The sequence below is a fragment of the Roseburia sp. OM02-15 genome (assembly GCF_003481835.1).
In the GTDB taxonomy this organism is placed as follows: Bacteria; Bacillota; Clostridia; order Lachnospirales; family Lachnospiraceae; genus Eubacterium_I; species Eubacterium_I ramulus_A.
In genome coordinates this window covers 174,780-198,858 of sequence record NZ_QULX01000002.1, presented here as the reverse complement: position 1 = coordinate 198,858, position 24,079 = coordinate 174,780, and the positions used below count along the sequence as shown (strand labels likewise).

The 24,079-nt window shown below is 42.1% G+C and carries 20 protein-coding genes; 1 reads left to right on the top strand and 19 read right to left on the bottom strand.

Annotated features, from left to right (window positions below):
- Positions 1–280 precede the first annotated feature (280 nt).
- The 10 genes from polA to DXB15_RS02975 form a co-directional block, all read right to left on the bottom strand.
- Positions 281–2,914: a DNA polymerase I gene (gene polA / locus DXB15_RS03020; RefSeq protein ID WP_118701981.1), complete on the bottom strand. Its 2,634-nt coding sequence runs from the start codon at positions 2,912–2,914 to the stop codon at positions 281–283.
- Position 2,915: 1 nt separating this feature from the next.
- Positions 2,916–4,709, bottom strand: coding sequence for an aminopeptidase P family protein (locus tag DXB15_RS03015; protein WP_109214719.1), 1,794 nt, complete (start codon positions 4,707–4,709; stop codon positions 2,916–2,918).
- A 150-nt stretch (positions 4,710–4,859) separates the two neighbouring features.
- Complete coding sequence (gene yqeC, locus DXB15_RS03010) at positions 4,860–5,465, bottom strand: selenium cofactor biosynthesis protein YqeC (protein WP_109214718.1); 606 nt, start codon at positions 5,463–5,465, stop codon at positions 4,860–4,862.
- 245 nt (positions 5,466–5,710) lie between these two features.
- Entirely contained in the window at positions 5,711–6,814 is a 1,104-nt protein-coding gene (gene tnpB / locus DXB15_RS03005) for an IS200/IS605 family element RNA-guided endonuclease TnpB (protein ID WP_118701980.1), read from the bottom strand.
- A gap of 17 nt (positions 6,815–6,831) precedes the next feature.
- On the bottom strand, positions 6,832–7,236 hold the full coding sequence (tnpA, locus tag DXB15_RS17665; RefSeq protein WP_109214716.1) for an IS200/IS605 family transposase: 405 nt from the start codon (positions 7,234–7,236) through the stop codon (positions 6,832–6,834).
- A gap of 110 nt (positions 7,237–7,346) precedes the next feature.
- Entirely contained in the window at positions 7,347–8,165 is an 819-nt protein-coding gene (gene yqeB, locus DXB15_RS02995) for a selenium-dependent molybdenum cofactor biosynthesis protein YqeB (RefSeq protein WP_118701979.1), read from the bottom strand.
- A gap of 140 nt (positions 8,166–8,305) precedes the next feature.
- Complete coding sequence (gene tig, locus DXB15_RS02990; protein WP_022035704.1) at positions 8,306–9,265, bottom strand: trigger factor; 960 nt, start codon at positions 9,263–9,265, stop codon at positions 8,306–8,308.
- A 241-nt stretch (positions 9,266–9,506) separates the two neighbouring features.
- Positions 9,507–10,187 (bottom strand): YoaK family protein, encoded by a 681-nt coding sequence (locus DXB15_RS02985; protein WP_021737662.1) that lies wholly within the window; start codon positions 10,185–10,187, stop codon positions 9,507–9,509.
- Between the two features lie 59 nt (positions 10,188–10,246).
- The gene (locus DXB15_RS02980; RefSeq protein WP_118701978.1) at positions 10,247–11,587 is read right to left on the bottom strand and encodes a threonine/serine ThrE exporter family protein; all 1,341 of its coding nucleotides are present in this window, start codon (positions 11,585–11,587) and stop codon (positions 10,247–10,249) included.
- Between the two features lie 69 nt (positions 11,588–11,656).
- Positions 11,657–12,454, bottom strand: coding sequence for a DUF4866 domain-containing protein (locus DXB15_RS02975; RefSeq protein WP_021737660.1), 798 nt, complete (start codon positions 12,452–12,454; stop codon positions 11,657–11,659).
- 162 nt (positions 12,455–12,616) lie between these two features.
- Here DXB15_RS02975 and DXB15_RS02970 point away from each other — a divergent pair, with 162 nt between their 5' ends.
- Positions 12,617–13,510: a LysR family transcriptional regulator gene (locus DXB15_RS02970; protein ID WP_021737659.1), complete on the top strand. Its 894-nt coding sequence runs from the start codon at positions 12,617–12,619 to the stop codon at positions 13,508–13,510.
- A 140-nt stretch (positions 13,511–13,650) separates the two neighbouring features.
- Here DXB15_RS02970 and DXB15_RS02965 read toward each other — a convergent pair whose 3' ends face one another.
- From DXB15_RS02965 to DXB15_RS02925, 9 genes are all read right to left on the bottom strand, one after another.
- On the bottom strand, positions 13,651–15,408 hold the full coding sequence (locus tag DXB15_RS02965) for an ammonium transporter (protein ID WP_109214712.1): 1,758 nt from the start codon (positions 15,406–15,408) through the stop codon (positions 13,651–13,653).
- Positions 15,409–15,847: 439 nt separating this feature from the next.
- Complete coding sequence (locus DXB15_RS02960; protein WP_118701977.1) at positions 15,848–16,735, bottom strand: LysR family transcriptional regulator; 888 nt, start codon at positions 16,733–16,735, stop codon at positions 15,848–15,850.
- Positions 16,736–16,753: 18 nt separating this feature from the next.
- Positions 16,754–17,695 carry a thiamine pyrophosphate-dependent enzyme gene (locus DXB15_RS02955; protein ID WP_118701976.1) on the bottom strand — a complete coding sequence of 314 codons (942 nt, stop codon included), beginning with the start codon at positions 17,693–17,695 and terminating at the stop codon, positions 16,754–16,756.
- A gap of 11 nt (positions 17,696–17,706) precedes the next feature.
- Positions 17,707–18,888: a transketolase C-terminal domain-containing protein gene (locus DXB15_RS02950; RefSeq protein ID WP_118701975.1), complete on the bottom strand. Its 1,182-nt coding sequence runs from the start codon at positions 18,886–18,888 to the stop codon at positions 17,707–17,709.
- Complete coding sequence (locus DXB15_RS02945) at positions 18,888–19,193, bottom strand: 4Fe-4S dicluster domain-containing protein (RefSeq protein ID WP_109214708.1); 306 nt, start codon at positions 19,191–19,193, stop codon at positions 18,888–18,890. Before DXB15_RS02945 ends, DXB15_RS02950 begins: the two co-directional genes overlap by 1 nt.
- A 12-nt stretch (positions 19,194–19,205) precedes the next feature.
- Entirely contained in the window at positions 19,206–19,784 is a 579-nt protein-coding gene (locus tag DXB15_RS02940; protein ID WP_022035698.1) for a 2-oxoacid:acceptor oxidoreductase family protein, read from the bottom strand.
- Between the two features lie 381 nt (positions 19,785–20,165).
- Complete coding sequence (locus DXB15_RS02935; protein ID WP_118701974.1) at positions 20,166–22,352, bottom strand: DNA topoisomerase III; 2,187 nt, start codon at positions 22,350–22,352, stop codon at positions 20,166–20,168.
- Positions 22,353–22,413: 61 nt separating this feature from the next.
- Entirely contained in the window at positions 22,414–22,890 is a 477-nt protein-coding gene (locus DXB15_RS02930) for an LURP-one-related/scramblase family protein (protein ID WP_021737650.1), read from the bottom strand.
- A gap of 192 nt (positions 22,891–23,082) precedes the next feature.
- Positions 23,083–23,991 (bottom strand): AraC family transcriptional regulator, encoded by a 909-nt coding sequence (locus tag DXB15_RS02925; RefSeq protein WP_118701973.1) that lies wholly within the window; start codon positions 23,989–23,991, stop codon positions 23,083–23,085.
- Positions 23,992–24,079 lie beyond the last annotated feature (88 nt).

Below are 24,079 nucleotides of genomic sequence, written 5' to 3'. Positions count from 1 at the left end.
TATTCTTCTCAGAATCACTGCACATCTACACTTCGTTCCGGTCGGCGCAAAACCATTGTCTCCCAGACAATGTGCGCCCCCACGGAGCGTTTATCTCAGTCGGAGATTGTACTCCCACTGAGAAAGGCTTGTTATTACTCACCACTTGCAGAAGTGGGAGTCTTCTCGACTGAGATAAAATATTGATTCTCGCATCCATTGAAAAATACCCATAATATTCTTCCTGTTTCTGCGATTCTCCCCATTATTTTCAACAGGATCATTTTTTCACATTTCTAATTTAGTGTGCTTCGAACCAGTTTTTACCGGACTGCACATCGACTTCCAGCGTTACCGCCAAATCTGCCGCATGACGCATTTCCTCAGCCAGAAGCGTTTTTACATATTCCTCTTCGTCCGCTGCTGCCTCGATCAGAAGTTCATCGTGCACCTGCAGGATCAGCTTAGATTTTAACTGTTCCCGATCCAGACGCTGTTTTACCCGAATCATGGCAATCTTGATAATATCCGCTGCGGTTCCCTGAATCGGAGAGTTCATGGCAATACGTTCACCGAAGGAACGCTGCATGAAGTTGCTGGAGGACAGCTCCGGAACCGGTCTGCGTCTGCCAAACATCGTCTCCGCATAGCCTTTTTCCTTCGCATCGGTCACCAGACGGTCAAGGAATGTCTTGATACCCGGATAGGTCTCAAAATAACTTGCGATATAGCCTTCCGCTTCTTTTCGTGTGATACTCAGATCCTGGCTCAGTCCAAAAGAACTGATACCATACACAATACCGAAGTTTACCGCTTTTGCATTTCTTCTCTGAAGATCTGTTACTTCTTCTAACGGCGTATGGAATACCTGAGAAGCGGTGATCCTGTGAATATCCTCCGCATGCTGATAAGCCGCGATCAGGTTCTGATCTCCGGACATATGCGCCAACACACGTAACTCAATCTGGGAATAATCCGCATCGATAAATACATAACCATCCTTCGGCACAAATACTTTTCGGATCAGTCTGCCAAGTTCCATACGAATTGGAATATTCTGCAAGTTCGGCTCCGTACTGCTGATACGTCCAGTTGCTGTAATAGTCTGGTTAAAAGTACTGTGAATCCTTCCATCCGGAGCGATACACAATGCCAGTCCATCCGCATACGTGGATTTCAATTTGGTAAGCTGACGGTACTCCAGAATCTCTGATACGATCGGATAATCCGGTGCCAGACGCTCCAATACATCCGCAGCGGTGGAATATCCAGTTTTCGTTTTCTTACCGTTCGGCATCTGCAATTTTTCAAACAGAATGACACCAAGCTGTTTCGGAGAATTAATGTTAAAAGTCTCTCCTGCTTTTTCATAAATGGAAGTCTCCAGTTCCGCGATCCTTCCGGTAAGCTGTGCGCCGTAGCTTTCCAGCTCTGCCTTTTCTGCGCGGACACCTTCCTTTTCCATATCTGCCAGCACAAATACCAGCGGCATCTCGATCTCATCGTACAGCTTTTTCATGCCGTGTTCTTCTAACTGTTCCAATAACTGGTCTTTTACCACGATACAGGTATACGCCTGATAGCAAGCCAGTAATTCCAATGCTTCCGGCTTCTCATCTGCCGCTTTTTTAATCTTCAATTTTCCAAGCAGATCGACCTGAGACGGTACCATCTGTCCCAAAATATCCTTTGCAAGGTCATCGTAAGTATATTCGTTTTTTAACGGATTCAGCAAATATGCCGCAATTGTGGTATCGATGCAGTTTTTTGTCTCTGTCACGCGGACATGTTTTAACAGCCCTTTCAAATCCGGTGTCACCAAAGTATCCAGTCCGTCACAAAGTTTCTGTGTCTGTTCTTCCAGATAGCCTTCTGTCACAAATCCACCGCAGGTCAGATAGGCAACGTTCTGATTGCTTTCTGCCACTGCCAGACCATACACTGTTCCCGCATCTTCAAAGAAAGATACTGCTGCCTCTTTCGCAGAAAATTCGTCAAAAAAGTTCTGGATCTCGTCCAGTTCATGATACACATGGAAATATTTTTCCAGATCGTTCTGTGACATATCGTCTGAAAAACGGGTCAGCATGTTTTTGAACTCCAGACGCTTCATATATACATACGCTTCCGGTGTGTACAGATCCGTCAGTTTTGCCGCTTCCATGTCAAATTCGATCGGTGCATGCACTTCGATGGTAGCCAGTGTCTTGCTCATCTGCGCCATATCGTAGTGCTCTTCCAGATTAGTTTTCGCACGTTTCGGTGAGATCTCTTCCAGATGCGCATAGGCGTTTTCAATGCTTTTATAAGCAACAATCAGATTGGTGGCGGTCTTCTCTCCGATACCCGGAACACCCGGAATATTATCAGAGCTGTCACCCATCAGTGCCTTGACATCAATAAATTCTTTCGGAGTCACCTGATAACGCTCCACCACATCTGCCGCATAATAATCTTCAATCTCCGTACCGGTTCGTTTTGTTTTCGGAATCCGAATTTTTACCTTATCTGTCGCCAGTTGAAGCAAATCACGGTCACCGGAAATAATGCTGACATCCATGCCCTGTGCTTCTGCCATCCCGGCAATGGTTCCAAGCAGATCATCCGCTTCATAACCCGGTTTTTCCACAATCGTGATTCCCATAGCCTGCAAAACTTCTTTCATGACAGGCACCTGCTCCCGCAGTTCCTGCGCCATCGGTTTTCTCGTTCCCTTGTAGGCATCAAACATCTGATGGCGGAAGGTCGGCTCGCTACGGTCAAATGCCACCGTCAGATAATCCGGTTTTTCCTCATCCAGAATCTTGAACATAATATTTAAAAATCCATACACCGCATTGGTATGCAGCCCTTCGGAGTTCGTCAATGGTGGAACTCCGAAAAAGGCACGGTTTAAAATACTGTGTCCATCAATCAGTACGATTTTTTCACTCATGCTAAATCTCCCTTGTGTACTCTTTGAGCCACTCGCGCTCATCGTCATTCAGATACGGAGATATTTTCTCCCATACCCTTCTGTGGTATGCATTCAGCAGTTTTTTCTCACGTCCGGTCATTTCCTCCGGAATAATTCCGTCCAGATCGATCGGTGCATAAGTAATATTTTCAAACTTCATAAACTGACCATACTCGTTTTTCTCTGCTTTCACACAGATCAGCTCGTTCTCGGTACGGATACCGTACTCGCCTTCCAGATATACACCCGGCTCGTCAGTAGTTATCATACCCTCTTCCAGTCTGCCGCTGTCATTACGCTCTGCAACAACTCTCCAGCGGAATCCGTTTGGTCCCTCATGTACGTTCAGGATATGTCCGACACCATGACCGGTTCCGCATTTGTAATCAATACCCATCTGCCATAACGGTCCACGGCTTAAAATATCTAGGTTTAATCCGCTGCATCCGTACAGGAATTTAGCATCTGCCAAATTCAGGTTGGATCTGCAAACAGTTGTAAAATGCAGTTTCTGTTTGTCAGTCAGAGGTCCAAGGACAAAGGTTCTTGTAATGTCTGTGGTTCCCTCATAATAATGTCCGCCGGAATCCACCAGTAAAAATCCTTCTGGTTTTAATTCCGCTGCTGTTTCTTCTTTTGCGGAATAGTGCATCATGGCTGCATTTGCGCCGTAAGCACTGATGTTGTCAAAACTCAGATCCAGGAAGTGTTCCTGTTCAGCTCGTAAGCTGTCCAGATATTTTCCTGCGGTATACTCTGTGATATATTCTTTTCCGACATGTGTCTTTAACCAGTACATGAATTTTGTCACAGCCACACCGTCTTTTAAATGTGCGATTCTTGTATTTTTTAACTCTGTCTCATTTTTGATGGCTTTCATGCGCTCAGATGGGTTCAGATTATCTACAACTTTTAAGCCTTCCGGAAGTGCCATGCGGATGCGGTAGTTGATGGTGTGCTCGTCCATCAGCATTACTTTGTCTGCTGCAATTTTTTCTGCTGCATCATAAATCTCATCATAAGCACAAACCGTAATGTCGTTGTCTGCCAGATAAGCACGAACTTCATCAGTCAGTGTCTCCGCATGAATAAACAATTTGCATGCATCTTCCTCGATCAACAGGAAAGATAAAAATACCGGAACGTGGGAAATGTCGTTTCCACGCAGGTTTAAGATCCATGCAATGTCATACAGAGAGCTGATCAGATGCGCCTGTGCCCCTTTCTCTTTCATTACTTCACGGATTCTTCCTAATTTGGAAGCGGTAGTCTCTCCGCTGTATTCATCTGTTAAGATCCATACTTTCTCTGTCGGAAGCTGTGGTCTGTCTGTCCAGATCTCGTTTACCAGATCTTTTGCAACGGACAGGCTGCTCTGTTTTTTCTCAGCGATTTTTGCATATGCTGCTCCGTCCGCACTGGAAAGGACTCTTCCATCAAAACCGATGACGCCGCCCTGCGGAAGTTTATCCTCTACAAATTCTTTTACTGTAGGTACGCCTTCCTCAGACATACGGTACAGTGTGATGGTGCTGCCTGCAAGCTGCTGCTCTGCCTGAATAAAATAACGACCGTCGGTCCACAGACCTGCCTCTGTCAAGGTCACTACCAATGTTCCAGCAGATCCTGTAAAGCCGCTCATATAAGAACGTGCTTTGAAATATTCACCAACATATTCTGACTGGTGAAAATCTGCAGTTGGAATCATGTAGATATCCATGTTGTTTTCTTTCATTTTTTCTCGCAAAATTGCAAGTTTTTCCTGAATTGTCATATCATCTATCCTCCATGTTACTTATAATTTTTATCTTATACTCATAGCGATCTGGTTGAACAGATTTTTATGAGATATTAGCGCTATTAGAATGTTGATACTTTTGACGTCAAATGGATATTCGCAATCCTCTCACGTCAGAAACGTCATTTAGTAAAATTCCAACGGTTTCAAATCAAAGAAATGACTGTGGTCTGCCGGGAAAAATCCGATTTTTGCATTTGGGTATTTTTCCTGTAATGGCTTCTGATAGCCTTCCAGATACAATTTTTCAAGGTGTGCTTTTGTCACAAGATCCGTATCTGAAACGCCCAGACACTGTTTTACCAGTTCCAGTCGATGGCTCACCTCGCAAAAGGGATGTCCAATGGCATGCAGTCCCATGACCACCTGAATCTCATTTACGTTTTCCGGGATCACCGGTTCATGCGCTGCCGGAAATTTGATCGGCATATGCTTTGATCCATCTGCCTCTACCAAAACAATATCTGCAAGCTGGCAAGCCTGCTCGTAAATATCTTTCGGTAACGATGCTATTTTTCCTTCTTTCACCGGACTTCCACAAATACAAACGTTTTGTTTTTCCAACTGTTGTCGGATATCTTCCAGATTATCGGATAAAACCATGCCCTGTTCCAGACCCATATGAGTCGTCGTTGTGACCAGAACTTTTTTGCCCTGCTGCACATATTCTTTTGTAAGATTTTTGATTCGGCTTGTCTTACCACCAGCGCCTACAATTGCGATTACATACATTGTTGTATCACCTTTTATTTCATATTAAACATGCATACGACTTGGTATATGATCTTGGGCAGCATAAGATATGCATGTTCTGGTGAACTACCCATTGTCTAAAGCCAATGGGCTTCCTGCTTCATAAACCTCGTTTCTACGTTCCACTCCGGTCGGAGCGGAACAAACATCCACTGGATGTTTTGCTCCCTACTATCTCCACAGGCGTTAATTCGGACAGTCCCTGCCCTATTTATTATTTTTCCTTATGCTATTTGTCTTAGTCCTTCTGCCAGTATATTTTTTGCAGCATTAATATCCCTGTCATGCTTTACTCCACAAACCGGACATTCCCATTTCCTTACTGACAAATCTTTTGTTTCCGTATTCTGATACCCACAAACAGAACATATTTGACTGCTGGCATAAAATGTATCTATTTTGATGTATTTCCTTCCATTCCATTTTGCCTTATACTCTAACTGTCTTGTCAGCTCATACCATGATACATCACTTATGGCTTTTGCCAAATGATGATTTTTTACCATGTTTTTTATCTGCAGATTTTCTGAAACTATCACTTGGTTTTCGCTGATAATCTCATGTGATATCTTGTGCAGATAATCTTTTCTGGTATTTGTTATTTTCTCGTGGCATAATGCTATCTTTTTCTTTATTTTGTAGTAGTTTTGGCTTCTTTTTTCTTTGTGTGCTAACTGTCTTTGCAGTTTTATCAGTTTCTTTTCGTATTTTCTGATGATTTTTGGATTTTTATATTTCTTTCCATCAGAAGTAATACATAACTCTTTAATACCTAAATCTATTCCTGTATTTTGATTTGTATGTGGCAGTTCCATGTGTTCTGTTTCCACTAAAATTGATACATAATATTTTCCACTCGGAACCTGTGATATCGTTGCCGATTTTATCTGCCCACTAAAATTTCTATGCAGTTTTGCTGTTACATCTTTTAATTTTGGCAGTTTTACTCTATTGCTCTCGAAATCTACTGTTATATTACCATTTGTAATATTTGTTGTATATGACTTATGATTGTCGTGTTTGCTCTTAAACTTTGGATAACCTGCATGTTCCTTAAAAAATTTCCGGTATGCGGCATCCATATTGTAAATCGCATTTGTCAGAGCAAATTTATCCACTTCTTTCAGCCATTCATAGTCTTTCTTTAATTGTCTGTTGCAGTAATTGTTACAGTCAGTTTTACTAACTGATTTTTTCTCTTTCTCATATACTTCTTTCCGGTATGCCAGTGTCTGATTATACACAAAACGGCAGCAGCCAAATGTTTTTGCAATCTGCATTCTCTGTTCGCTATTAGGATATATCCTATATTTGTATGCTTTTATCATTGGCTGTCACCACCTTTTTACCCTTGGTTTTCTATATATTTTCTCAGCATCTCTTCTGAAACATTTCCTACACTGCATGCAAAATACCCGTCCGTCCAAAAAGTATGTTCTCTCCAGAAATGTTTTCGTAAATAATTTGGATATCTTTTCCAAATATGATATGTTGTATAACTTTTCATCAGATTTACTATTTTACTGATAGACATTGTTGGGTCTGTTTCTATCATATAATGAATATGGTCTTTGTCTGTCTCCATATATCTAATAATGCTTTTATGCTTTTGACATATCTCATAAGAAAACTGCTTTATATCATCTGATATCTGTTTTGACATCAGCAATTTCTTTCTATATTTGCATACGAAAATAATATGATACTGTAACAAATACTTGTGTCTGTTTTTTGATTTCCATCTTCCCATAACTCAAGTATAGCACAAGCCACCACTTTCGGCTGCCTTACCCCACCGTCTAAAGCCAGTGGGATTGCGGTAGCCCTATTTCAAAATTACTGTGTATGCTCATGTTACGCCTATTTTTCTAATTGCTGTTTTAAGACAAAATACGCTTCCACAACACCGCCTGCAATGCATCTTGCTTTGTCAGAAATCGTAAAACAATTTTCGTATTCGTTCAATCGTGGATCAATGTCCGCCATCTTAAATCCTTTGGTCACCGGATATCCTTCCCGGATCAATCCTCGGAGCAAACCGGAAAGACTTGCCGGAACTTCTGTCCTTGTTCCGTCAGTTTCTTCAATCCATGCGATCGGTTGTCCTTCTTCTACAATATCCGTAATTTTCGCAATATTGTGCAGAATTCCTGCCGCCGGAGCATGAATCACGCGCTCTGCCGCATAGCCGCCGATCATTCCTGGAACACTGGTATTTGCAATGGCTTTTCCTTCATAGATTACTCTGCCAAGTTTATGTCCACGCATAGTTTCAACGACAGCATCGCAATCCTGACCTGCCGTAAAGCCCGGTCCAAGTGCGATTGTGATCGGTGCCATATCACGTGTGGTTCCAAGATTCTTTTTTGCAAGAATCGCATCTACCACTACCACTGGTTTAAAACGTTTCAGACAATTTCCTTTCGGGTCAATGAGCATCGTCAGCTTATCTTCTTTCAGAAAATGCTCTGCTTCATCTTCATCCTTCGCCAGAAAACACTCCATATCCTCTACTTTGGAATGGTCTTCATATACTGCCTCACTGAATGCCACATTTCTGCGGATTGCAGATGGATGTGCGATTTCCAGTATCAATACCGAAAAACCACATTTTTTCAATTTATAAATCGTTCCGGTTGCAATATCCCCACCGCCACGAACGATAATCAGATCTTTCATACTAACCTCGCATTTCTTCCCTCTGATTTTCATCCTTTCTATCTTATCACAAAATCGGCAGATATGAAATAAAGAGATACACCATTTTCATGATATATCTCTTTATTTACTACTTACATAGTTTTAGTTCAGCCGTATTTTTATGCCTCAACAGCCTCTTTTACGATAAACTCAAGTGCCTGTTTAGAAAGGATATCCTCAGCAACCATAGCTACTCCACGCTCGCCCATCATCTCACGCAGCTGCTCTGCCGGCATCTGATAAGACATTGCCATTGCAGCGATTGTCTGATCGACATCTTCATCTGTATAGGAAAATCCCTCTGCTTTTGCGATCTCCTGTAACACTGCCTGACCTTTTAACATAGAAAGTGCATCTTTTGCTGCGTACTCCTCAAACAGTTCTTCTGTTAATCCGTTGTACTGCAAATACTGCTCAAATGTGTTTCCTGCATTGCGAAGCTGTGCAAGAAGGTTATTTTTGAGCTGCTCTTTGCGCTCATCGATGAATTCCTGTGGAACTTCGATTTCAGAAGCCTCTACGATCTGCTCCAGAACTTTGTTTTCTTTCTCCATATCTGCCTGATTCTGTTTGAAATCATGGATGGATTTTCTTACAAACTCCTCAAACTCTGCAACGGTCTTGCACTGGGAGATTTTCTGAACTACTTCATCGGAAAGTTCCGGAAGGAAACTGCTGCGGACACCTTTTACCGTAACTTTGAATGTAGCTTCTTTTCCTGCAAACTCTGCTGCATGATAATCTTCCGGGAATGTAACAACCACATCTACGTTATCATCTTTTTTTGCTCCAACTAACTGATCTTCAAATCCCGGAATGAATGTATTGGAACCAAGTTTTAACGGAAAATCAGTACCGTCTCCACCTGCAAATGCTTCACCGTCAATATATCCGACAAAATCGATCACTGCCTCGTCACCAAGTTCCGCTGCACCGTCTTTGTCCTGAGTCGTTACCGCATACTGTCTTGCACGCTCCAGTTCTGCTTTTACTTCTTCCTCCGTAATGATAATCTCTGCTTTTTTTACCTCTACTCCTTTATAATTTCCAAGAGTAACCTGAATTTTTTTCTCGCTCATCGCTTCCTCCAAAAGTATTTTCATTTTTCAAAATCATTTTTGACTTTGAATGTACGTTTTTTCTGATCAGTTTTTGGCTTTGCCCAGATCCTCATTCTCCAGATTGAAAAGGATCTGCCTGTATTTTTTCAGCCAAATTTTATTCTGATTCATACTTTTCCAAGTATACGATATTTTGCAGCACATTTCCATCACTTTATGATTTTTTCACATATTTCGTCACTATATTCTACGTTTTTGGCTATTTTTCCTGAATAAACATCAGGAAAAATCCAACCATCAGTAAAAAACTGGAAAACCAGATTGTTTGCAGGTTAAAAACTGGAATCAGAATACTGCCAATACCTGCTCCAAATGCAAATAAAATAATGATTCCAAAATAATGAAAAGCTTTGTACAGAATCTGGCGATTATGTGACTGACGATAGGCACAGAGTGCTTCCATTCCGCTGCGGATATTTCCAATACACATGGTGCTTGCAAATGCATAACTGTCAACTTTACGAAACGTCTGTACCTGCATGGCACAGGAAAATGAGACGAAAGCATTTGCCACCAGATCCATTTTCCCCGGTAAAAATCCAACCAGAAATAACATGCTCATTTCTATCAGTATGACAATCTGCCTCCAGTGAATTCGGCCTATATTCTGAAAATGCTGACGAATTTCAGTTGCCGCCGCAACACCAAACATAAAAGACAGTACCGGCATCAGATATCGCATAACATCTGCCCAGTTTCCCGCAAAAATATGCTGGCTGAGCAGCACAATATTACCGGTTTGTGCATTTGCAAATACATGTCCTCTTGAAATATAAGTATACATATCCTGCAAACCACCGGACACGGAAAGAAAAGCTGCTGTCAGAAACGATTCCGACATTTGCTTTTTCGAACAATAATGCATCCGTAATTTTTTCATGTTTCCTCCTAATCCAAATCATCAGGTACCATAACGAAATGTTTCCCCAACCAAAATCATCAGGTACAATAACGAAATGTTTTATCTGTAAGAATTCTGGCAAATATCAACCCTAACGGTAACGCAAAAATAATCAGAAGAGCTGATGCAAACCAGGAAGAGGCTACTGACAGATCCATGTTTCCCAGATTATAAACTGCTTTATACAGATACAGTCCCGGAACCATGATTACAATCGATGGAACCGTAATGGAAATTCTTGGATATCCAACCATTCTTTTCAACGCAGACGCCAGAACTCCTGCAGCAACTGCCCCGGCAAATGCAGCCACCGGCGCCGGGACAGAAGTGATATCCAGCATTTCCAGTCGCAGCGTATTAGATACAGCTCCTATTATTCCAGCCGCAACAGCAAGTTTCCATGGACTGTTGAACATAACAGAAAATCCGAATACACCGCCAAAGCTTGCGCAGATACGCAACACAATCCACTGCCAGAGTCCAAGGCTCATCGTAGTAAATGACAGCGGTTTTAACCCCAGTACCATCGCCAGAACCCAGGCTGTCATAGTCGCAACCGATATAATAATAACGGAATACATCATCCGTTCCATTCCGGATCGCAAATCCAGTTTTGCCAGATCAATCCCACTGGTAATAAAAGGGAATCCCGGTATGATAAAAAGCATGGCACAGATATATCCTGCCTCGTGCTCCACTTTTACAGCAAAGCAGATCTCCAGTAATTTCAGCATAACAGAATAAGAAAGACATGCTGCTGATATTGACACAATAATGCACAAAAACAGCGTATAATGATGTTTCGAAAGCTTACACCGGATATAATTGCCAATTCCTGCACCGGCAAAAGCACACAGCATCTCAATGGGGCCACCGCCAAGCAGAAATGTAAAACAGGCACAGGCCAATGCTGCTGCGACTGCCAGTGTAACAGGTGAATACAATCCATGTATTTCTTCTATCTTATCAAGTATCGTATGTATTTCTTCACAGCTTTTTGTAATTTCCCGTTCTTTAAAATGCATCACAAACTTTTCCAAGCGGTTCAGTTTCGATGTATTTACCCCCGTATTCGTCAGGCATAACGACTGACTGAATGCATCATTTCCATCAAAACAGGTATAATTGATTGACATCAGTCCGATATCCACGGTACATGTCATATCCAGCAAAGCCAACAGCTCATTCATGGAACTGCGCACACGCCAGGCACCTGTCCCACATGACAACATCATAAGTCCAACTCTCCCAACGACAGATGCCTTAGCCGGAAGGTCAGCGTCGACAATCGTTTTTTCTTCGGATTTATCCGCATATTTGTGCCATAAAATATCCATATGATTCTTTTTTACAATACTCTGATCATTGAATGTCCACATACAATGCACTCCCACTGAGATAAATTTGTTATTACTCACCACTTATAGAAGTAAAACACTGTTATCTGATTACAAATCCAGACTGTCCGCACCAGCTACCCGTATCATCTGTTCTCTGCAAGACAGCACAAGTCCGTCGATCATACTTAAATGCTGAAGCATTCTGTTTTCAAACTGATGGATAGGTAACAATACCCCAAGTTCATCAAAAGATTTTCCAGCCTTACTTCCGGTTTCCTGTCCATAATAAACAATTGCAGAATACGCTGCTTTCTGAATCTCTTGAAAAGTATTCCAGACCACATCATAAGCCTGAGCCTCGGAAAGATGTAATTTTTTCGTATCTGGCATAGCATATAAAATCAGGATACCCCGTTCCCTTTTTTCCTTTTTTTCCTCGATATTCATATGTTCCGTATAGTACCTGACCATATCATATCCGTCTGCCAGATATAGTTTCGAACGTGGAGCTGCCACATGCGCCTGATAGATTTCCAGAAATTTCTTATATTCATGTCTGGAAACAACGGATTGCTTTGTATTCAATACTTTTCCATTGATATCTGTCAACAGAACCGGATTTTCCCCTGTTTTTCCATGAAATCTCTTTGGAATCAGATAAGCTTCCTTCAGCAGATCAAACATGCTGCGATTACACAATTCCAGCAGAACCGCACTGACATCACCATTTTCATATGCTTTTAACATAACTTCTGCAAAATGTCCCGGATCAGAATCTATAAAACGATTATCATCACACAGATGGTTATAAAATGTCTCACTGAGACGTTCACATGCATCCCTGGATGCCAGAATGCGTGAAAACATTTTCTCAACTTCCTCTTCTCTTGGTAAAACAAGTGACATACAATCATCTCCTATTCATTTTTTATGACAGTTGTTTTTTCTATTCAAGTCGATTATAATAGGAAATCAGCAATCAGTAAAAGATATTATTGACATGCTTATTATAATATTTTGATATATCTGTTTCCGTCATCAACTATCATTTTTACAGGAGATTTCATTATGAATGTAAATTTTGAATATTACAAAATTTTTTATTATGTAGCCAGATACTGTAATTTTACGAAAGCAGCACATGCACTCCACAACAGTCAGCCAAATATTACGCGGGCCATGAATGCTCTGGAGCAGGAAATCCAGTGCACATTATTTGTGCGCACCAACCGAGGCGTACAGTTGACACCGGAAGGCCAGCAGCTTTATGTACGTGTATCGGCTGCCATGACACAATTGCAGGCTGCGGAAGATGAACTGACGAAAAGTGCAAGTCTGGAATATGGCAGCATTTCAATCGGTGCCAGTGAAATCGCTTTGAATATCTATCTTCTGCATCGATTACGTCAGTTTCATATAGATTATCCAAAAGTACGGCTAAAAATTGCAAATCATTCTACACCGCAGGCTATTCAATCTCTCAAAAGCGGTGAAATTGATTTCGCAGTTGTGACAACTCCATTGACCGTTACTTCACCGCTGATTCAGGTAAATTTGCAGCCTTTTCAGGATATCCTTGTCGGAGGAACTACCTTCCGTCCTCTTCAGCAAAAAATTTTATCGATTTCTGAATTGAAAAACTATCCATTTATCTGTCTGGGGGTGAATACTGCTACCCGGCATTTTTATGATGAGCTTTTTTTCTCTCATGGTCTGCGTCTGGTCCCGGATATTGAAACGGCCACGACAGATCAGATTCTTCCCCTGGTCAAAAATGAGCTTGGACTTGCTTTTCTTCCTGAGCCAATGGTTACGGATGCATTACAGAACAATTCTGTAGTTTCTTTGAAATTGAGAGAGGCACTTCCTACCCGCCAGGTCAGCATTGTGTATGATCAGACTCATCCTATGAGCATGGCTGCACATCGTCTGCTTGAACTTTTGATTCATGATAAAATTTAGATCTACGATAAAAAAACAGATGTTCCAGACAAAAATCCGAAGCATCTGCTTTTTCGTTAAGGTTTTATATAAGGATTTTGAAGAATTACTAAATTACTGAAATTGTATCAGCTTATTATTACTACTATTGCCTTTTACAGTTAGTCCTGAAGTGCATCGTAACCTTCTGCACCGGTACTGATCTTGATTGCATTTTCTACGTTGTATACGAAGATCTTACCATCACCGATATGACCGGTATACAGTGCTTTCTTAGCAGCTTCAATAACAGTTCTAGGAGAAACTTTACTTACTACGATATCAACCTGAATCTTAGGCAGTAAGTTCATATCCATAGTAACACCACGATATTTGCTTGTTCTGCCGTGCTGAGCGCCACAACCAAGGACGTTTGTAACGGTCATACCATTGATACCAATGGCTGCCATTGCCTCGTTGAGGGCATCGAATCTGCTCTGTTTTGCATAGATTGTAATCTTTGTAATGCTTACATCACTGCCAGTTGCGATAGACGGATCCGGAGTACGAACCTGTACCGGAACTGCCTCGTCCATTGGTACTGCATTTTCCGGAAGTTTGACCGGAGTTGCAGAGGAGAAGTTGTTGATGCTGGATGTTAATGCAAAGTCTGCATAAGCACTTGCCAGACCATGTTCTGTCTGATCCAGACCGATGATTTCCTCTTCTTCTGTAACACGAAGACCAATGGTTGCACGGATTACAAGGAATGTGATTGTAATGGTAACTGCTGCCCATGCCAGAACGGTAATGATACCAAGGCACTGCAGACCTAATAATTTAACACCGCCGCCATAGAAGAGGCCGACAAGTTCATTTCCATTTTTATCTGCGATTGCATAACCCGGAGCTGTGTTTGTAGCAAAAAGACCTACTGCGAAAGTACCCCAGATACCATTCATAAAGTGAACTGCGACCGCACCAACCGGATCATCTACATGTAACTTATAATCAAGAAGCCATACACCAAATACTACTAATAAACCTGCAACAGCACCAATTACAATGGCACCTGCTGCATCTGTAACATCACAAGGTGCTGTGATTGCTACCAGACCTGCCAGAGAAGCATTCAAACACATGGAAACATCAGGTTTGCCATATTTTAACCATGTAAATATCATACAAACAACAGTTGCAACTGCCGGTGAAATGGTTGTTGTAAGGAAAATAGAACCTAACTGCTCAATACTTGTTGCTGCTGCACCGTTGAAACCATACCAGCCAAACCAGAGAATAAAACATCCAAGGCAGCCAAGTGCAAGGTTATGTCCAGGAATCGCGTTTACTTTTCTGATTTTGCCATTCTCGTCTTTTGTAAATTTACCGATACGTGGTCCAAGGAGCCATGCACCAATCAGTGCGCTGACACCACCAACCATATGAATTGCACAGGATCCTGCGAAATCATGGAAGCCAAGCTGTGCTAACCAGCCGCCGCCCCAGATCCAGTGAGCTTCGATCGGGTAGATCAATGCGGAGATAACTCCGGAATAAATACAATAGGATAAAAATTTTGTTCTCTCTGCCATAGCACCGGAAACGATGGTTGCTGTAGTAGCACAGAATACTAAGTTAAATACGAAACTTGAAAAACTGAAATTGCTGTAGGATGAGAAAAGATCAAATCCCGGTTTTCCGATAAACCCTAACACATCTTCGCCAAGTAAGAAGGAAAAACCAATCAGGATGAACATTACAGTACCAATACAAAAGTCCATCAAATTCTTCATCAAAATGTTACCGGTGTTTTTTGCTCTGGTGAAACCTGCTTCCACCATTGCGAAACCTGCCTGCATCCAGAATACCAATGCGGCACCTATCAGAAACCAGACACCAAATATGTTGTCACTAATAAAAGTCATAATCTCCTGCGTCATAACTTACCTCCTGGTTTTTGGTTCTGTCGAACCATATTTTAAAACGACACTCAGAAAAAGTTTTGAAACCTTTTCTGTCAAACAAAAAAGGAGCATCATCTGCCGCTAGCCTGCAGATGACACTCCATTGTGTCGCTATCAGAGTTTTTCTATTGTCCGGTCATTTTATTTTGGAAAACAGGTAACTGTTGTTCGCAAGTTCAGTTATCTGTCATCCAAAAATAAATATCCCGGAAAATAGAAAAAGGCACCGGAAGCTTATTCTCCTCAGCACCTTTGCCTTTGATGACTGTAATATTACCCTCATCGTAATAAAAAGTCAATAAAATTTCTTAAATTTTTGTTAATTTATGTAATCTGGCGAATTTTCTCATATTTTGGCACTCTTTTTGTGCAATTCAACCACAGCACAAGGATTGTCAAACTTTTAAATTTCCGTTTAGTCACTCTCAACCATTTTATATTTCTCAATCACATGCTGATACAGCATTTTCACTGCCGGTGCAAGGAAATTCGGGTTTAATGCCGAAATTCCAATGACACGGTATGCTTCCGGCATCATCGGATAACGGTCTACTGCGTATGGAATGTCGTTCATGACCAGTTCTGGCATGATGCAGATGCCAAGTCCTGCGGCCACCAGTGCGATGGTGGACAGATCATCTACAACGTGGTAGTCCATCCGCACGTTTCCAAGTCCGTTCTGTTTCATAAAAATTGCAATATCCGCATCGGTGGTCTCCATCTGTGAGACAAAGACTTCGTCTTTCATTTCATCTGGTGTCATGTATGGAGTATCTTCCCGTTTGCGATAGCCTTTTGGAACAACGCAGAGCAGAGGATCTCGGTACAGTGGCTCGATTGGCAAGTCTCCCGCAGAGGACAGGGACAGAAAACCGATGTCTACAATGCCGTTTTTGATCCAGTAAGACACGTCCGCATAGGTTCCCTGATACAGTTCGATATTAATGTCCGGGTAACGCTGATGAAAGGAATGAATGATGTCTGTCATCCAGTTTGTGCATACGCTGGAAAAACAGCCCACTTTTACATTTCCCATTTTCAGTCCGTTCAGTCCCGCAATTGCCTGCTGCAGGCTTTCGTCACTGTTTAACACCGCATTCACATATGGAAGCAGATGTTCTCCATAGTTGGTCAGGGCTACCCCTGCCTTATTTCTCGTAAACAGGGAAAATCCCAGTTCCTGCTCCATCGATGCAATCGCATGACTGACAGCAGAAGGCGTCAGATTTAAAATCTCTGCCGCCTTCTGAAAACTTCCCTGTCCCACCACTGTCTGAAATACCTGATAGGATAACAAAGTCATATATTTATTCCTCCCGGATTATCGTGCACATTTGTACTGCAGTTCTTCCCAACGACGGTCAACCTCATCCTGGAACTGTGCAATCAGATCTTCATTGCCCGGTTTGAACAGATGTTTGAATCTGCCCTGCTCGCGTAAGAAGTCCTCGATCGGCAGTTTTTTCTTTGGCTCGTATGTTAAGCGCCATTTGCCATGCTCTACCTCAAACATCGGCCAGTAACATGTCTCAACTGCAAGTTTACAGATTTTCATGATATCTGCAGTATCATAACGCCATCCACGCGGACATGGAGTCATGATATTTAAGAAAGCAGCACCCTCTGTGTAGATGGCTTTCTCTGCTTTTTTGTGAAGATCGGAGAAATTACCGATCATCGTTGTCTGACCAACATACGGAACATCATGATCTGCGATAATAGATGCCAGATCTTTTCTGTTCTGCATTTTACCGTTGGACTGTGTTCCAACCGGTGTAGTTGTAGTATCTGCATACATTGGTGTTGCGGAAGAACGCTGAATACCTGTGTTCATGTATGCACCATTATCGTAGCAGACGTATACCATGTCGTGATTACGCTCCATTGCTCCGGAAAGGGACTGGAAACCGATATCATATGTACCACCGTCACCACCGAAGGTAATGAATTTGAATGTGGCATCTTCCGGCAGACGGCCACGTTTTTTCAGTGCTTTGTATGCTGTTTCAACACCACTTAAGGTAGCACCTGCATTTTCAAATGCATTGTGGATATAACTGTCTTCCCATGCGGTATATGGATACATGAAGGAAGAAACTTCCAGACATCCGGTTGCATTACCGATCACGGCCTGATCTCCCTCATGAAGTGCACGAAGTACGGCACGAACTGCGATGGTTGCGCCACATCCTGCACACATTCTGTGTCCCGGAGCCAGACGTTCCGGTTTGCTCATAACTTCTTTAAATTTATATTCGCTCATCACTCTGCCTCCTACTTTCTCAGACCGATATACTGATACTGTGTTACCGGTTTACCATTTTCTACGACATCTGCCAGTTCTGCAAAGACATCTTTTGCATCTTCTACCGTGAAATCACGGCCGCCAAGTCCATAGGTGTAGTTGATTGCTTCCATATAAGTTCTTGTGCGGTACAGACCTGCTGTGATTTCAGAACCAAGCGGTCCACCGTTTCCGTTGTAGCTCTCGCAACGATCCATGATTGCCACTGCTTTGCAGTTTTTGATTGCTTCTACAATCTCTTCTGCCGGGAACGGACGGAAGACACGCAGTTTTAACACGCCGACTTTTTTGCCTTCCTCACGAAGTTCGTCAACTGCTTCTTTGGCTGTTCCTGCTGCCGAACCAATAATTACCATGACATAATCGGCGTCTTCTGTCTTGTATTCTTCAAACAGACCATACTCTCTGCCAGAAATTCCTGCGAACTCTTTTGCTACGTCTAAAATAACCTGTTTTGCATTTTCCAGAGCGATTAACTGATTTTTTCTGCCTTCCATAACGTAGTTGGAAACTGCATACGGTCCGACAGAAACCGGTTTGCCCGGGTTTAACAGATACTCTTCCGGATGATATTCTCCAACAAACTCTTTGACCGGAGCATCCTCTAATAATTCAATATTTTCTACTGCGTGGCTGGTGATGAAACCATCCTGGCAGACCATGATCGGCAGACGGACATCTTTATGCTCAGCAATGCGGTATGCCTGAATGAAGTTATCATATACTTCCTGATTGTTCTCTGCGTAAATCTGGATCCATCCGGTATCACGGGCACCCATACCATCGGTATGATCACAGTTGATGTTGATCGGACCGGACAGGGTTCTGTTTACCAATGTCAGAGCGATCGGCATACGGTTAGAAGCTGCCAGAAGCAGTTCCTCCCACATCAGAGCCAGACCTGCGGAAGAAGTTGCAGTCAGTGTTCTTGCGCCTGCTGCTTCTGATCCGATGCTGGCACTCATTGCAGAATGCTCACTCTCTACCGGGATAAATTCTGTATCGATCTCGCCGTTTGCGATGTATGTGGAAACCATCTGCGGGATCTCTGTGGACGGCGTGATTGGAAATGCCGGCATAACATCCGGATTTACCTGTTTGATTGCGTAGGCAACGGCCTCGTTACCTGACATACGTTCTTTGATTCCCATTATTCTACGCCCTCCTTCATTTTGATTGCTCCAAACGGACATACATTTGCACAGATACCGCAGCCTTTGCAGTGATCTAAGTCAAATGCGCCTCTCTTCTGGTCTTTGACCGGAATGGAACTGTCCGGACAGACTGGTGCGCACAGCAGACACTGTTTGCAATTGTCCTCTAAATAAACTGGTGTATTGTTTCTCCACTCACCGGTTTTGAAATATTTGGATGTTCCTGCAGCAAATACCTGCATTCCCTCGGTCAGCCCTGTATGTGGAGTATGTTCATTGATTTTATTAATATCTGTTCTCATTTTCTGTCTCCTCTATGCTTCCTCTACGGCTGCAAAAGCCATCTCCAGTGCTTTCATATTTCCATCGATAACTTCCGGTTTCTTTGCAAATTTATGTTTGTAAGAAGCACGCATCTCATGTAAAAATGTCTCTTTCGGCATAACACCTGTGGTTGCAACAACTGCTGCCAGCATCGGGGAGTTCGGGAAATATTTTCCAAGTGCCTCCTCGGAAATGGTTCTGGCATCAATGGTAACCACGCGACCTTCGTATCCGTTTAACTGCGGCATAATTTCTTCTTTGGATTTTGCAGTATTGACAATGATCGCACCCTCTTTTTTCAATCCGGCTGTCACATCTACGGTATGTAATAATGTTTCATCAACGACTGCAACAAAATCCGGATCATAAATATTGGAATGAACGCGGATCACATCTGAGCTGATTCTGTTATAAGCAGTGATCGGTGCGCCCATACGCTCCGGACCGTACTCCGGGAAACCCTGTACATGTTTTCCGGTTTTAAAAGCTACATCTGCCAGAAGCAGTGCTGCTGTCTTGGCACCCTGACCGCCACGGCCATGCCATCTGATCTCAATTCCGTTTTTCATGATCTATCTCTCTCCTTCTTATGCAACTGCGCAAGCAGCGCAGTAAATAACATTTACTTATGAAATAAATTTCTTATTTTCATCAACTTTTAACATTATATCGGTGTACTTTTTGAATGTAAAGAGATGAAATGACTTTTTTTCATTTTATAGATGAAACAAATTCATGTATAATTTTAAAAAGTGAATAAAAATGCAAATTGTGTATCAATAAGTGCAAAAAAGGCGAAAATTCACGTTTTACCGTATCTTTTCGCCCTTTTAATTATTGTTCTCTGACTACTTTATTTCATTAAATTTCTATCTTGAATCAATTTCTGCCGTTACTTCTGATTTTTATATTCTTCACCTGTATTTTGTTCAGAAATTCTATTCGTCGACTTATAATTTAATGTTTTTCAGTGCATCCAGCATTGCATTGCTGCCAGTCTCCTGCTTTGCCTCTTTCTGCTGTTTCTTCAGATAATTCTGTACATCACGCTTGGAAACTCCTGCGCCCTCTTTTTTCCGGCGCTCCTGAAATTTACTCAGACGTTCCTTATATCCACACTTGCATACAAAAGAAGCATTCTCACCGCTGCCGATCAGTTCCATTCGTTTATGACACTGCGGACAGCGTGCGTTTGTAATCTTTGCAATGGTTTGACGATAGCCACACTCCCGGTCCTGACACACAAGCATCCGACTGTTTTTGCCGTTTACAGCTAACAGGCGCTTTCCACAGTTCGGGCAAAGTTTATTCGTCATATTATCATGACGGAACGTTCCTTCCGCTGTCTTGATTTCTTTGACCAAATCTGTTGAATACGTCCGAATCTCATTCATGAATTTCCGGTCAGAAAGTTTGCCTTCTGCGATCTTTGACAATTTCATCTCCCATTCTGCCGTCAGTTCCGGCTTACGAAGATCTTCCGGAACCAGTTCCAGAAGCTGGCGTGCTTTTGCTGTAGTATAAATGTCTTCGCCTTTTTTCTCTAACAAAAAGCTGGAGAACAATTTTTCAATAATATCCGCTCTGGTCGCAACCGTTCCTAAACCGCCGGTCGCGCCAAGTGTCTTTGCCATTTCTTTATTGCCACTTTCCATATAACGCACTGGATTTTCCATAGCAGCGATCAGAGTGCCTTCGGTAAATCGTGCCGGTGGCTTTGTCTTACCTTCTGTAAGGCGGATATTGGAGATAGAAAATTCCTGCCCTTTTTGCATCACAGGAAGATTCTGGCGTTTTAACTCCTCCTCTTCCTCATCTTCGGACTGATTTTCATAAACCGCTTTCCATCCCATATGCAGCGAACGGGTTCCTCTGGCATAAAAATGTTCCCCTGCCACTTCTCCGGTCAATACAGATTCTTCGTATTCATACGCCGGATACATAACTGCCAGGAATCTGCGCACTACCATGTCGTAGATTTTTCGCTCTTCATTGCTCATATGGATATAATTTGGTGCCTGCTCCGTCGGAATGATGGCATGGTGGTCGCTGACTTTTGCATCATTGACAAATGCAGGTTTCTTCGGCAGTTCCCGTCGGATCAGCGGAGCTGCAAACTCCCGGTAAGCGCCTGCATTGATGGCCTGCAGACGCTCTTTGATCGTTCCCATGACATCTGCGGTCAGATAACGGGAATCCGTTCGCGGATAAGTCAGGACTTTATGATTTTCATACAACCGCTGCATGATATTCAGTGTTTCTTTTGCCGAAAAGCCAAATTTCTGATTCGCTTCCCGTTGCAGCTGTGTCAGATCGTATAATTGTGGTGCGCCCTGCTTTTTCACTTTTGTATCCGCTTTTATGATCTGAAGTTTCTTTCCAGACAGTTTCTTCTGAATATTCTCTATCCGTTCTTTCTGAAAACTGCGATAACTGCCACTTTTTTCATCTTTCCAGGTAAATACCACACCCTCTGCCTGCAATTGCAGCCCATAGTATGATTTTGGAACAAATTTCCGAATTTCTTCTTCCCGCTTTGCAATCATGGCTAGGGTCGGTGTCTGCACACGACCACAGGACAACTGCGCATTGTATTTGCAGGTCAATGCTCTGGTGGCATTTAATCCCACCAGCCAGTCTGCCTCTGCACGGCAGACTGCCGCATGGTACAGATTATCGTATTCTTTTGCGCTTTTCAGATGCTCAAATCCCTGACGGATTGCCTTATCTGTTACAGAAGAAATCCAAAGACGTTTGCATGGCTTATGATTGTCCGCTTTTTTCAAAATCCAGCGGGCAACCAACTCTCCCTCTCGGCCAGCATCGGTGGCAATGACGATATCCGATACATCCTTACGGTAGATCTGTCGTTTTACTGCCTGATATTGCTTCCCAGTCTGCTTGATGACCTCAATATCCATTTTCCCCGGAAGCATCGGAAGATCTTCCATTTTCCAGTCTTTGTATTTTTTATCGTAATGCTCCGGATCTGCCAGCGTAACCAAGTGGCCTAATCCCCAGGTTACAATATACTGACTGCCTTCCAAAGCTCCGTCAATTTTCTTTCCACACTTTAAAACTCTGCCGATATCCCGCCCAACGGAAGGTTTTTCGGCAATGACTAATGTTTTTCCCATATTCTTGCTAATTCTCTTTCTACTTTTTGTTCTATTCCTTCAGCCTTTGTAAAACGGACATTTAAGAATTATTCTGTGAACAGTTTGCCGCATCAATGGCCAATACCAGTAATAATGCCGGAATTTCATGCTTCGGATCATCAAACTCGATGGCGTAGGTGTCGCCCCAGCTCAGAATTTTTTTATGTACGTGAACGACTGCGCTGCACGCTTCATACACATCGTAATCCCAGCCCATGAAATCACCTTCTGCGCGCCACCCCATGAAATCCACATCATATTTTGGGCGGAACAGAGCAAATCTCTGCTCGATGTGTCCCATCAACTGTCCGTTCCATTCGATTTCAAAAGTCGGAAGTAAGCAGAATAGTTTCTGTTTGATAAATCCAATTTCATTATGCGCCGCATCGTATACATGCAGGCGATGTCCTAATGAGATAAGTTCATTTTTTACAAAATACTTCTGATTTCCCTGTTCATCGTAGATATCATATGTATCTGACCAGGAAAATACACGTTGTTCAATTAATAATTGCATATGTTACTCCTTCTTATTCTTAACAGTCTCTAAGGGTCTCTTAAGAGACCTTGAGAGACTCTTGGAGACCTGTAAATCTCAGTATCGTCATGTAAAGCGGACATTCGCAATCCGCTTTCGCTACTTGCCAGCTGCTATAGCCTCCGGCAGGATTGCAGAGGCATTCTTGAATATAGTTGACTCATCCAGCGATCACTTACTGCTATACTGTTTTAAGCATGCGCAACGATATTCTGATGGTGTTAAATGATAACGTTTTTTAAACAATCTGCAAAAATAGTCGACATTACGGAATCCACTTTCATAGGCGATGGTTTTTACTTTTTTATTCGTATTTTTCAATAGCCAAGAAGCTGCCTGCAGTCTATATCCTATCAAATAACTGACCGGTGTAATATGTAAAAATCGTTGAAACAAATTAAGCGCAGTACTTTTGCTGATTCCGATATGTGAAGCTATTTCATCCAGTGACAGCTCATGATTATAGTTTTCATGTATATATTGCATCATCAACTGAACTCTTTTCTGTGCAGTCTCGTCAACTGTTTGCATTTTTTCTTTATCCAATAACTTTACATTTTCGTAAAAAATCAGCCATAAATCCTGCAACAAGGACAACGTAGAAAGCTCCCTTATTTTCTCATTCTCCTGTGTTTTCATTATTTTTATCATGATTTGTATAATCCTTGCCTGCCATGGTTCAGCAATCTGAAAACACTGAAAAGACATATTCGATGAAATGATTGGTAAAATATATTTTTTATAAACCAAACTATTCTCTGGTGCAATAAATTCAGGCATACATACAAAATTAGGAATGACACCACCTGATGATGCATAAAACCGATGCAATATTTTAGAATTGATAAAAATTGCATCTCCTTCTGACAATATAATCTGTTTTTCACCTATTCCACATATAATTTGTCCAGACTCAACATATAAAAACTCAAATTCTCTGTGCCAGTGCCATTCAATACAATGAAAATCAAATAACTCCAGATCATCATAATAATACTGAAATGGATAATCACTGGTTCCGTGCTGCTTGATTTCCATAAAGTCCTCGTCTGTAAGTATTTTATTATAATCCATCTCCATATCACATTCTTTCCTTTTACGATATTATACAGTATTCTGGTGATTTAATTCAATGCATATGTTTATTGTTTGCTATATAATCAAACAA